At 33.0% G+C, this 11,855-nt stretch carries 16 protein-coding genes; 12 read left to right on the forward strand and 4 right to left on the reverse strand.

The window, feature by feature from the left end:
• Positions 1 to 119 precede the first annotated feature (119 nt).
• Positions 120 to 506: an START-like domain-containing protein gene (locus tag KKQ76_RS00610; protein ID WP_104794296.1), complete on the forward strand. Its 387-nt coding sequence runs from the start codon at positions 120 to 122 to the stop codon at positions 504 to 506.
• A gap of 84 nt (positions 507 to 590) precedes the next feature.
• Positions 591 to 1,400, forward strand: coding sequence for an aminotransferase class IV (locus KKQ76_RS00615; RefSeq protein WP_213195364.1), 810 nt, complete (start codon positions 591 to 593; stop codon positions 1,398 to 1,400).
• A gap of 184 nt (positions 1,401 to 1,584) precedes the next feature.
• Here KKQ76_RS00615 and KKQ76_RS00620 read toward each other — a convergent pair whose 3' ends face one another.
• A complete protein-coding gene (locus KKQ76_RS00620; protein WP_213195365.1) occupies positions 1,585 to 2,133 on the reverse strand; it encodes a YqgE/AlgH family protein in 549 nt (182 codons plus the stop codon).
• Positions 2,134 to 2,160: 27 nt separating this feature from the next.
• Between KKQ76_RS00620 and pdxH the strand changes: the two genes are divergently transcribed.
• Positions 2,161 to 2,805, forward strand: a complete 645-nt coding sequence (gene pdxH, locus KKQ76_RS00625) for a pyridoxamine 5'-phosphate oxidase (protein WP_213195366.1) — start codon at positions 2,161 to 2,163, stop codon at positions 2,803 to 2,805.
• A 48-nt stretch (positions 2,806 to 2,853) separates the two neighbouring features.
• On the opposite strand, the gene KKQ76_RS00630 is transcribed toward pdxH, so the two are convergent.
• Entirely contained in the window at positions 2,854 to 3,144 is a 291-nt protein-coding gene (locus KKQ76_RS00630; protein ID WP_069798629.1) for an HU family DNA-binding protein, read from the reverse strand.
• Between the two features lie 402 nt (positions 3,145 to 3,546).
• Here KKQ76_RS00630 and panD point away from each other — a divergent pair, with 402 nt between their 5' ends.
• The 4 genes from panD (at position 3,547) to KKQ76_RS00650 (ending at position 5,950) form a co-directional block, all read left to right on the forward strand.
• Positions 3,547 to 3,897, forward strand: coding sequence for an aspartate 1-decarboxylase (gene panD, locus KKQ76_RS00635; protein WP_069798631.1), 351 nt, complete (start codon positions 3,547 to 3,549; stop codon positions 3,895 to 3,897).
• 11 nt (positions 3,898 to 3,908) lie between these two features.
• Entirely contained in the window at positions 3,909 to 4,940 is a 1,032-nt protein-coding gene (locus tag KKQ76_RS00640; RefSeq protein ID WP_213195367.1) for a lysylphosphatidylglycerol synthase transmembrane domain-containing protein, read from the forward strand.
• A gap of 188 nt (positions 4,941 to 5,128) precedes the next feature.
• Positions 5,129 to 5,629, forward strand: coding sequence for an FKBP-type peptidyl-prolyl cis-trans isomerase (locus tag KKQ76_RS00645; protein WP_069798636.1), 501 nt, complete (start codon positions 5,129 to 5,131; stop codon positions 5,627 to 5,629).
• Between the two features lie 84 nt (positions 5,630 to 5,713).
• Positions 5,714 to 5,950, forward strand: a complete 237-nt coding sequence (locus KKQ76_RS00650; RefSeq protein WP_213195368.1) for a VF530 family protein — start codon at positions 5,714 to 5,716, stop codon at positions 5,948 to 5,950.
• Positions 5,951 to 6,213: 263 nt separating this feature from the next.
• Here KKQ76_RS00650 and KKQ76_RS00655 read toward each other — a convergent pair whose 3' ends face one another.
• On the reverse strand, positions 6,214 to 6,609 hold the full coding sequence (locus tag KKQ76_RS00655; protein WP_246501300.1) for a YchJ family protein: 396 nt from the start codon (positions 6,607 to 6,609) through the stop codon (positions 6,214 to 6,216).
• Positions 6,609 to 8,696: a M3 family metallopeptidase gene (locus KKQ76_RS00660; protein ID WP_213195369.1), complete on the reverse strand. Its 2,088-nt coding sequence runs from the start codon at positions 8,694 to 8,696 to the stop codon at positions 6,609 to 6,611. Before KKQ76_RS00660 ends, KKQ76_RS00655 begins: the two co-directional genes overlap by 1 nt.
• Before the next feature lie 84 nt (positions 8,697 to 8,780).
• Here KKQ76_RS00660 and KKQ76_RS00665 point away from each other — a divergent pair, with 84 nt between their 5' ends.
• The 5 genes from KKQ76_RS00665 (at position 8,781) to rimM (ending at position 11,806) form a co-directional block, all read left to right on the forward strand.
• On the forward strand, positions 8,781 to 9,299 hold the full coding sequence (locus tag KKQ76_RS00665) for an SRPBCC family protein (RefSeq protein ID WP_213195370.1): 519 nt from the start codon (positions 8,781 to 8,783) through the stop codon (positions 9,297 to 9,299).
• Between the two features lie 94 nt (positions 9,300 to 9,393).
• Positions 9,394 to 9,849 carry a hypothetical protein gene (locus tag KKQ76_RS00670; RefSeq protein ID WP_213195371.1) on the forward strand — a complete coding sequence of 152 codons (456 nt, stop codon included), beginning with the start codon at positions 9,394 to 9,396 and terminating at the stop codon, positions 9,847 to 9,849.
• A gap of 101 nt (positions 9,850 to 9,950) precedes the next feature.
• Positions 9,951 to 10,460: a nitroreductase family protein gene (locus KKQ76_RS00675; protein WP_213195372.1), complete on the forward strand. Its 510-nt coding sequence runs from the start codon at positions 9,951 to 9,953 to the stop codon at positions 10,458 to 10,460.
• 114 nt (positions 10,461 to 10,574) lie between these two features.
• A complete protein-coding gene (locus tag KKQ76_RS00680) occupies positions 10,575 to 11,132 on the forward strand; it encodes a 30S ribosomal protein S16 (protein WP_213195373.1) in 558 nt (185 codons plus the stop codon).
• A 128-nt stretch (positions 11,133 to 11,260) separates the two neighbouring features.
• Positions 11,261 to 11,806, forward strand: a complete 546-nt coding sequence (gene rimM / locus KKQ76_RS00685; RefSeq protein WP_213195374.1) for a ribosome maturation factor RimM — start codon at positions 11,261 to 11,263, stop codon at positions 11,804 to 11,806.
• Positions 11,807 to 11,855: the final 49 nt, after the last annotated feature.

Genomic DNA, 11,855 nt, shown 5'->3' on the forward strand with positions numbered 1-11,855 from the left:
AATTTTTAAAACTCTTTTTTTTATGTGAAAATTCATATAGAAATTATATAATTTATCGAAAAATAGTTGCAGATATATAAAATTAATTTATATATTGCGACACCAAAAATGGTAAAAATATGACGAAACATAAGGTACAGTTTGAATATACAATGCATTGTCTTTCAGAGATTTTGTATGAATATATGGCAACTGCAGAAGGCCTTTCAGAATGGTTTGCAGATGAAGCAGTAGAAAGAGGTGATGACTTTTATTTCAGTTGGAATGGTGGTCCCGCAGAAAAAGCGACATTAATCAGATATAAACCTGAATCTTTTGTGCGTTTCCGTTGGGAAGAAGACGAAGGAACAAAATATTTCTTCGAAATGACAATCATCATTGATGAAATTACCAATGATCTTTCTCTTAATATTACCGATTTCTGCGAAAAAGGAGATGAAGAGGAAACCAGATTATATTGGGATAATCTCATCGAAAATCTACAAATCAAACTAGGCGCAGCTTAATCTTTCAACCCAAGTAAAAAGATTGATAATTGAAATTTCAGTTATCATTTTTTTTGCAATTTTCATAACTAAAATCATTACAACATGATTTATCTAAACGGACAAAAAACACAGGAAATAGTACTTCAGAATAACGCATTTTTAAACGGCGATGCCGTAAAAGTTCATTTTTTTGTTAAGAATCATCAGTTGATTATGGCAGAAGAATGCTACTTTTTTTTAATGGCTTCTATGCGTAAAATGAGAATGAATATTCCGCTTTCTTTTACGCTTGAATTTTTCACAGAAACCTTTAATAAAGCCATTTCTGAAAATAATTTAGAATTGGGAGTAATTACTTTTATGGCGTTTAGAAACAGAGAAGATGTGCTTTCTTCTAGAACGCTAGTGCAATATTATTTTGAGTTGAATAATGATGTAAATGTACTGTCTATCCATAAAAATATTGAAATAGATTTGCTTAAAGAAATTTCTGTAAATACCAATATTTTGAGCAATATTAGAACGCATTCGCCAGAAAATATTTATGCAGAAATCTACGCTGCAGAAAATGATTTAGACGATGTAATTTTGCTCAATCCGGATAAAAGAGTAGCGAGAACTATCTCTGGAAATCTTTTGTTGCTGGAAGAAAATACCATTAAAATCCCGAAACAATCAGAAGGTGCTTATATTTCTCCGTTAATGGAAAATTTCGTGACTTTCCTTCATAAAAATGCTTTTGTCTTTATCGAAGAAGCAGAATTAAGTGCTTTCGAAACACAGAAAGCAGAAGAAATTCTCGTAATTTCTGATGAAAAAGGAGTTTTTTCGGTTTCAAAAATTAGAAATAAAGAATTTGGCAACGAAAGATTCTCTGCAATGGTAGAATCTTGGAGCAATAGTTTCGCTTAAAATTGACGAACTCGGCAATCAACCTTTTTTGGAGTCAATTACCGAGTTCTTTTATTGATAGTTTAGATAAAAACTCAGTTTAAGCGATAATTATTTCTAAAGGAAATCCTAAATTTTTGTTAAACATTCTGCCTCAACTTTTACCTACCTCTACCTTTACCTCTACCTTTACCTTTACCTCAGCCTAATTCAAGCTCACATCTTCTGGAGAATTGGCCCAAAGCAAATAATCTCCGCCTAGATTTTGCATGATTTTTTTCCAAAGGGTATGATCATTGGGTGAGGTGTAATCCAATTGAAAAAGGTCTACTACCGTCCACATTTTATTTTGAACTTCTTGGTCTAACTGATAAGGACTCCATCCAGAATAGCCTGTGAATATTTTGAGTTCTTCTTTGCTGAGGTCTTGGTTTACCATAGCAGAAACGATTTCTTTTTGCTGTTCGGTGAGATAGAAATTTTCATCTATTGGTAAATATTCAGAAGTGATAGGTTTCCCTTTAACCAAAAAAAATACTCGGTCATTTTCTACTGGCCCGCCTTCATAAACGTCAATTTCTTGTCCTAATAAATGCTTCATATTTTCGCTCAGGAAGTAATTTTTTTTATTTAAAATAAATCCAAAAGCACCATGAGCATCATGCTCAATAATTAACACTACGGAGCGAGAAAATATGTCACCCGAAATATCAGGTGTAGAAATTAAAATTTTACCTTTGTAAGAATTATTCATTACTCAAATTTAAAAAAAAAAATTTTGATGGAAAATCTTCATGATAAAAGAAAAGTATACGAAAAGTCACAATTATTAGAAAGCGAAATTAAAGAAAATCCTATCGAAATGTTTAGAGATTGGTTTCTGGATGCAGAAGAAAGTTCTTCTGTCTCTGAAGCAAATGCGATGGCGATTTCTACGGTAGAAGAGGATGGTTGCCCTAGAACCAGAATGGTTTTGTTAAAGGCTTATACTTGGGAAGGTTTTATTTTTTACACCAATTATGATAGCAAAAAAGGGAAGGCTCTTCAAAAAAATAATAAGGCTTGTCTTCACTTTTTTTGGCCAGGTTTAGAAAGGCAGATTATCATAAAAGCGGATTTAGAAAAAGTGGCCGAGAATTTAAGTGATGGTTATTTCGGTTCAAGACCAAGAGGAAGTCAATTAGGTGCAGCAGTTTCTCCGCAGAGTTCTGTAATTCCCAATCGTGAATATTTAGAAGATAAATTGGCAGCATTAGAAAAAGAATACGAAGGAAAAGAAATTCCTAGACCTAAAAATTGGGGAGGATTTATCGCAAAACCTTATCAGATAGAGTTTTGGCAAGGAAGGCCTAACCGTTTGCATGATAGAATTATCTATGAGCTTGATGAAAATTACGACTGGAAAATCTCAAGATTAGCTCCATAAGAAAAGCCTCACCGAAAGGTGAGGCTTAATTCTTTTGAATAATTTGAATTATTTCTTTTTAGCACCTGATACAGCAGCAGCTAAATCAGCACCAGCTTTGAATTTTGCAACTTTTTTAGCAGCAATTTTGATTGGTTTTTTAGTTGCAGGGTTAATACCTTGTCTTGCAGCTCTTTCAGCTACTGAGAAAGTACCAAAACCAACTAAAGCAACTTTACCATCTTTTTTCTTAAGAGTAGCAGTTACGTTAGCAACGAAAGACTCAAGAGCAGCTTTAGCAGCAACTTTAGTAATACCGGCATCTTTTGCCATTGCGTCGATTAATTCAGACTTGTTCATAGTTATAAATATTAATTGTTAATTTGTTACGTAAGACAAATATATAACAATTTTCATATTGTGCAAATTTTTTTCACAATATTAATAATAATTATAGTTTTTTCTATAAATTAACGAGAAAATGATAATTCTTATCTATCACAAAGAATAGGCTTTTCCGAGCATTGAAATTCTTTTTATATGCTTTGAATAGAGTGTTTTTTAAATAAGCGTTTAATGAATTTCTAAATTATGAATTTGTTAATTTGATATTTTTTTTCCTCTTTTTTGTCATTAAATATAATGATTAACTTGTTTATCTGCTAAAATGTCTTTTTTTAAAGGGAATTTGGCGAAATATTATATTTGTTTAAATCTCAGATAATTCTTTACTAATCAATTAATTTATTTTAAATTTGCGCCATGTTAATAGAAGTTTTTAAATCAAAAATTCATCGTGTTACGGTTACTGCTTCTGACCTTAATTACATCGGCAGTATTACAGTAGATGAAGACCTTATTGATGCCGCAGGTTTAGTGGTAGGAGAGAGAGTTTACATCGTAAATGTAAATAATGGCGAACGTTTTGATACTTATGTTATAAAAGGTAAAAGAAAATCTGGTGAAATTTGTCTCAACGGACCAGCCGCTAGAAAAGTGCAAAAAGGAGATGTAATCATCATTATTTCTTACGCACAGATGTCTGTAGAGGAAGCACAAAACTTCCAGCCGAAAATTATTTTCCCAGACGAAAAAACCAATCTTCTTACTTAATCGCTATTCTTTTGGAAAATCAAAAAAAATCATCGTCTCTTAAAACAGTTTCTACGATACTGGTATCTATTGCTTTTGCAGCCCTTTTTATGTGGTTCGCATTAAAAGGATTAGATTTTACAAATATCAAAGCCTCTTTAGCTAAAGCCAATTATCTTTGGGTTTTTGCTGCTATGATTTTTGGTTTATTAGCATATTGGTTCAGAGCTGTTCGTTGGAATTTACTATTAGAACCTATGGGTTACCAGATTTCTAATTCTAATTCATTATGGACGATTTCTTTCGGGTATCTCATGAATCTTACCATTCCAAGAAGTGGCGAATTAGCACGTTCTACTGCTTTATATGGCGTAGAAAAAGTACCGGTAGATAAATCTTTCGGAACCATTATTTTAGAAAGGGTAGTCGATTTATTTTGTATGTTAGGATTTTTGGTTCTCACGGTGGTTTTTAAAGAAGATGCTATTATTACTTTTTACCAAAAATCAGGGATTAAAATAAATCCCACTTATATTATAGGTGGAATTGCAGTATTGGTAGTAGGAACTTTTATTTTCTTTAAATTCAAAGACAAGTTTACCCATCTTCCTCTCATTGGAAAAGTGATTGAATTTGTAGAAGGGATTTTTCATGGGTTAACTACCATTTTCAAACTCAAGCAAAAAGGTAAATTTATTATATTATCTATCGCGATTTGGATTTCTTATTATTTGGCAGCGTATTTAGTGTGTTTCGCATTGCCAGAAACTTCAAGTTTTACATTTGCAGACGGATTTTTCTTAATTGTAGTAGGAACATTAGGAATGATGGTTCCCGCTTCTGGAGGAATTGGAGCATTTCACCTAGCTATGAAATTAGGTATTTCTGCCCTATTCCTTTCTATGGGAAAAGATGCTAAATTGGGAGGTGAAGTAGGATTAAGCTATGCTTTTATTTCTCATACCATGCAATTGGTAATTATGCTAGTAATGGGACTTATTTCTATTCCTATGCTTGCAAAAGCTAGAAATGAAGCGGTAAAATCAAAAGAAATATCACAATAATTGATAGAAAAGAACTTTTTTGGTCGAATTCTAAAGAATTAATTTTTTGAAAGATTTATTGGTTCAAATTAGATAAGAGTTTTTTTAAAATAAGTCAATTTGGCAGTTAAAAGTTTTATTTTCTCCAAAGGCAAGAAAATTGACACCAATAGAATAAAAAGAGAGCATTCTCTAACAAATAAAATATTATGACAATAGACAACCAACAAGTAGTTGCACTCAACTACGTTCTTCACACAGATGGAGAGAATAACGAAAAAGTTCTTGTAGAAAAATCAGATGCGGGAAATCCGCTTACTTTTTTATATGGAGTGGGAATGATGATTCCAAAATTTGAAGAAAGCATCAAAGGATTAACTTCTGGCGATAAAGCTTCTTTCACAATTTTACCAGCAGAAGGTTACGGCGAAAGAAATCCTCAAGCAGTAGCACAATTGCCATTAGAAATGTTCAATGAATCAGGAATGCCACCAGTTGGTGCAATTCTTCCACTTTCAGATAATCAAGGAAATAATTTCCAAGCAGTAGTGGTAGAAGTTACTCCAGAAGTGGTAGTAGCAGACCTTAATCACCCAATGGCTGGAAAAACTTTATATTTCGATGTAGAAATAGTAGATCATAGAGAAGCTACTGAAGAAGAACTAGCACATGGACATGCACACGGAATTGATGGTAACTCTGGTCACTAATTTCTAATCTTTTTTTGAAATTATACCTAAAAAAATATTTTAAAAACAAAAAATCCCGAAATTTTCGGGATTTTATTTTATAACATGGAACAGACATCTAAAGATCCTTTACACGGGAAAAGATTAGACGCCATTCTGGAAGAATTGGTAGACTATTATAATGGTTTCGAAGAACTGGGAAAGCAAATAAACATCCGATGTTTCAACGAAAATCCGAGCATCAATTCTTCGCTTAAATTTCTACGAAAAACAGATTGGGCAAGGAAAAAAGTAGAAAGCCTTTATCTCTATGTATTAAGACAGAAGAAGAAAAATAAATAATGTTTTTAGTACATGTTAAAAATTAATAAACCGCAAAAGAGACAAAAGAAAGGATTGAAAACAAGTATTTCAAAAGTAAAAAAAGTAAAATATTCTACTTTTTTTACTTTTGGATTGCTTTAAGAAATAGAAAGCTTTTGTCTCTTTTGTGGTTTTAAAAATCATTTTAAAAACTTGTCATGTTCTAAAATAATTTTGGCTGATTAGGTAATTAAAAAAAAAGTAAAATCAGCAGAATCCGCAAAATCTGCGAGAATTTAATTTTAATCCAAAAATTTCCCTGAAACATAATACCATTTTTTATCTACCTTTTTAAAAGTAGATAACTCATGATGAATATTTTCTTTCCCGAATTTATCAGTGAAATAGGCTTTAAATTCTACTTCTTTTTCGCTGGAATTGATGATTTCCAGTTTTGTCCAAGTGTTTTCTTTTCCCCAAGCTTCTAGTTCGCTTTTGTCATGAAATTTTCTTTTGTTGGGCAATGTGGTTTTCCATAAATATTCTCCATTCGGAATTGCAAACGCAGCATAACGAGAGCGCATCAGTTCTTCCGCAGTTTTTGGAAACTCTTTTTTAGAATGAAACGGTTCGCAACAGTCTTGGTATAATTTTCCTGAGCAACAAGAGCAATTCATCATCAAAAATTCATTTTCCATTAACCAAAAGCTCTTTTCAATAAACTTTCTACTTTCGGCTCACTTCCTCTGAAATTTTTATACAATTCCATTGGGTCTTTTGTTCCGCCACTTTCGAGCAACGTTTTAAATTTTTTAGAAATTAAAGGGTCAAAGACCCCGTTTTCTTTAAAATATTGAAACGCATCTGCATCTAAAACTTCTGCCCATTTATAAGAATAGTATCCCGCAGAATATCCTCCTTGGAAAATATGTGAAAAACTGGTGCTAACAGCTGTTTCTACTAGAGTAGGATACACTTGAGTCGCTTTGATGGTTTCGGTTTCAAAGGTTTTTACATCTTCTACTTTTACGTTTTCGGCGTGATAAGACATGTCCAAAATTCCGAAGCTGAGTTGTCTCAAGGTTTGATAACCTTCCATAAAGTTTTTAGAATCTTCTATTTTCTGAATTTTTTCATCTGGTAAAACTTCACCCGTTTGATAATGTTTCGCAAATTTTTTTAAGAATTCTGGTTCGTAACAGTAATTTTCTAAAAATTGTGAAGGCAATTCTACGAAATCCCATTTTACAGAAGTTCCAGAAAGATTAGGATACTGGGTGTTCGCCAAAACGCCATGTAAAGCATGCCCGAATTCATGAAAAAGTGTGGTGACTTCATTGAAAGTCAATAAACTTGGTGTTTCAGCAGTGGGTTTGGTGAAATTGCAAACAACAGAAATATGCGGTCTGTGATTTTTGCCATTTTTGATGTATTGATTTTTAAAACTCGTCATCCATGCTCCCGCTCTTTTTCCCTTTCTTGGATGATAATCGGCATAAAGCAAAGCTTTAAATTGTGTTCCGAGTTCCGGGTTTCGAGTTTCGAGTGATTCTACATTCTCAATCTCATATCTCGTATCTCGTATCTCATATCTTTCAAAAATTTCATACGTTTTCACATCAGCGTGATATTTTTGAATGTCAATGGTTTCTACAAATTCTAACCCGAAAAGTTTTCCAGCTAACCCGAAAACCGCTTCTTGCACTTTGTCTAATTGGAAATAAGGTTTCAATTCTTCATCATTGAAATCAAATTTTTGTTTTCTGAGTTTTTCGGCATTATAAGCATGGTCATAACTTTGCATTTCTGTAATTCCATCAGCTTTTGCTAAAACGGAAAGCTCTTCCACATCTTTTTGAGCAAAAGGTTTTGCTTTGGTAAGCAATTCATTCAGAAATTCTAACACTTTCTGTGGAGATTTTGCCATTCTTTCTTCTAAAACATAATCTGCAAAAGATTTGTAGCCTAACAATTGCGCTTTTTCTTGACGAAGTTGTACCAATTCTTTGATGAGGTTTTGGTTGTCAAATTCACCGCCGTCAAAAGATTTTTTTCCGTTTGCAATTGCCAATTCCTTTCTCAACTCACGATTTTCCGCATAAGTAAGAACGGGTAATAAACTCGGAAACTGAAGCGTAATCACATAACCTTCTAGATTTCTTTCTTTTGCTTCTTCTTCATATTGCGCAAGAATTGCCTCTGGAATTCCAGCCAAATCTTCTTTGTTGGTCAAGTGTTTATAATATTGATTGGTCGCTGCCAAAACATTTTGTCCGAATTGCAAAGATTTCTTAGAAAGCTCAATATTAATATTTTTGAGTTGTTCTTTTTTCTCGTCATTCAGCAATGCTCCATTTCTTACAAAACCTTTGTAGGTTTCTTCTAGAAGCATTTTTTGCTCTTCGTTAAGCGTATAATGGTCTTTTTCGTCGTACACTTTTTTAATTCTAGAAAAAAGTTGTTCGTTTTGAGAAATTTTCGAAGCAAATTCGGTCAATAAAGGCGAAACTTCTTGAGCGATTTGTTGAATTTCGTCATTCGTTTCAGCAGAATTAAGGTTAAAGAAAATGTTAGAAACCACATCTAATTGTTCGCCAGAATAAGCCAGAGCTTCGATGGCGTTTTCGAAAGTTGGCGTTTCAGGATTTTGAGTGATTTCTTGTATTTCTTGCAAAGATTTGTCTATCAGTTCTTTGAATGCAGGTAAGTAATGTTCTTCTTTTATTTCTGCAAAAGGAGCTGATTGATATTTTGTATTGAAGGATTGTAAAAGTGGATTTGTCATCGTCTGTTCAAATTTTGGACTGTAAATTTAGTTAAATTAAAAATATTTACCTTTAAGGAATCACAAAATAAACATTATAACACTATGAAAAAGTTTTTAAAAATCCTTTTGGCGATTCTAGCCGTTTTGGTGATTGCCATGTTTGTCATTGGTGAAAAATATCACTATGAAAAATCCATTGTCATTAACGCTCCTGCAGAAAAAGTGTATTCACATCTCAATTCTATGAAAGCATTTAATGAATGGAATCCTTGGATGAAATTAGACCCGCAGTTGCAATCTACCTATTCTGGAGTTTCTGGTCAGATTGGCGATCAACATTGCTGGAAAAGTGATAAAAAAGATGTAGGAAATGGTTGCCAAGAAATTACTGCGCTTATTCCAAATCAGAAACAAAGCACTAAAATGGCTTTTGAAGGTCAAGGTGAAGCCACTTCTGATATTGTATTGACACAAGAAGGAAATGCTACAAAAGTGGTTTGGACGCTAGATGCAGAAATGGAATATCCTTCTAATCTTATGAAGCCAATGATGGATTACTGTATGGGTAAATCGTATGGAGAAGGACTCCAAAATTTGAAAAAACTTTCAGAAAAACCTTAATGTAAAAATTTTAAAAATATTAAAAACGGGAAATTTCCCGTTTTTTTATTTTTCGGTATTTCAAAAGAGAATTTTATCTTCGCTGAATATTTTAATGAAGATGCTGATCAAAGATTATGATAAAACTGCACTGAGGAATTTTGTGAAAGACACGATTTCTGGGAAGATAAAAACGCTGGAGTTTTATCTCAACTTTACTTTGGAAGCAACGAGAGAAGTAAAGAAAACTTCTAAGTATGATTCGATAAGGGAAGAAATGCAAGAAGAAATTTATCACTTAGATAAACAAATGTTTGCGCTCAAAACCATGCAAAAGAAAATGAATCAGGTGCTTCATCATTCTTCGGATAGAGTAAAACTCGGTTCGTTGGTCATTACCAATAAAGCCAGATTTTATCTTTCGGTTTCTCTCGGCGAGTTTTTTTATGAAGGCGATCGGTTTTATGCGATTTCAGAAGAAAGTCCGATGGCTAAAATCATGTTGGGTAAAACCGAAGGCGAAGAATTTGTTCTCAACAGAATTCACCAAAAAATTGAAAAAATTATTTAATTAATTTTGTCAAATATCAATAGGGGCGGACTTTAGTCCGCTTAATAATAATCAATCATTCAATTTGGCTTTAGCCAAAGCTTAATAGTTTTTTTAAAAAAATGAACAATCCAGAAATTTTAAAACAAATCATAGAAAGCAGAAAAAGTACCTATCCCAAAGATTATACTGGCGAAGAAATTCCTCAGGAAATTTTACATGAAATTTTAAGTTCTGCACAGTTTGCTCCCAATCACAAGAAAACAAAACCTTGGAGATTCCGTGTTTTTAGAGGAGAAGAAAAACAGCAATTGGTAAAAGAAATTCAGAAAATTTACAAAGAAACAACACCAGAACACTTGTTTTTGGAGAAAAAATATCTTGATTTTGCTGATAAAATTGCCAAAACAGACACCGTTGTTACCATTTCTGTAAATTTCAGTGGTTTACTTCCAGAATGGGAAGAAATTGCAGCAACTTCGATGGCGGTTCAGAATATGTATTTAACCTGTACAGTAAATCAAATAGGCTGTTATTGGAGTTCTCACACAGTAATAAATCATCTCGGAGAGTTTCTGAATTTAGAAGAAAATCAACGTTGTCTCGGATTGTTTTATTTAGGGAAAATTTAAGTTCCACCTTCCAATAACAAACGCCAGTCAAAATTTTTTTGAAACAAAATATTTTACTATCTTTGCACACTTAAAAATATTAACAGGGACGAGTTCCCATAAATTCACAACAATATGTCAGTAAAAATTAGATTACAAAGACACGGTAAAAAAGGAAAACCTTTTTTCCACATCGTAGTAGCAGATGCTAGAGCAAGAAGAGATGGTAGATTCATCGAGAAATTAGGAATTTACAATCCAATTACTAACCCTGCAACAATTGAACTAGATGTAGATTCAGCTGTTAAATGGTTAAACAATGGTGCTCAACCAACTGATACTGCAAGAGCTATCCTTTCTTACAAAGGTGCTTTATACAAAAAACACTTACAAGGTGGTGTAGCGAAAGGTGCTTTCGACGAAGCTGAAGCTGAAAAAAGATTCAACGCTTGGTTAGAAGCTAAAGAAGCTACTGTAAACGCTAAAAAAGACGGTTTAACTCAGTCTAAAGAAGCTGCTAAAAAAGCTGCTCTAGAAGCTGAAGCTAAAGTAAACGAAGCTAGAATTGCTGCTGCTCAAGCAGAAGCTGATGCTAAAGCTGCTGAAGAAGCTGCAAACGCAGAACCTGTAGCTGAAGAAACTACTGAAGAAACTCCAGCTGCTGAAGCTGAAGGAACTGAAGCAGAAGCATAACAATTTTAGAAATAAAATGTACTAAAGACGCAATTTATTGCGTCTTTATTCTTTTAAAACAAAGTATATTTGCATCATAAAACCAAATAAAATTTTTTTGGTTTTTAAAAATTTAAAAATATCAACCCATGAAAAAAGAAGATTGCTATTTTTTAGGAAAAATTACCAGAAAACACGGTCTAAAGGGAAATGTAATTATAAAACTAGATACAGATCAACCAGAATTATACCATAAACTGGAAGGGATTTTTGTAGAAGTGAACGGACTTCTCGTGCCTTTTTTTGTGGAAAAGCAACAATGGGGAAATGATAACTCTAAAATCATTACTTTCAAGAATTCTTCTGAACAATTGGTAGAACAATCTATTGGCAAAAATGTTTTTTTACCACTTTCTACCTTACCTAAACTTTCAGGGAATCAATTTTATTATCACGAAGTCATTGGGTATGAAATTAGAGAAGAAGATGGCAAATCTTGTGGTAACATTGTAGAAATAAACGACCAAACTGCACAACATTACTTTATCCTAAAATTAGCGGATAAAGAAATCATCATTCCGATTATCAAAGGCTGGATTCTAGAAGTAAACCGTGAAGAAAAATTTATCAAAATGCAATTGCCAGAAGGTTTGATGGATGTTTTCTTGACGCCTGCCAAGAATGACGAGCAATAAAATTATTCTTTTCGAAAACTAATTTTTAAAACCGTAAAAATCTCCGCGT

It is taken from the genome of Cloacibacterium caeni, from assembly GCF_907163105.1.
Classification (GTDB): Bacteria; Bacteroidota; Bacteroidia; order Flavobacteriales; family Weeksellaceae; genus Cloacibacterium; species Cloacibacterium caeni_A.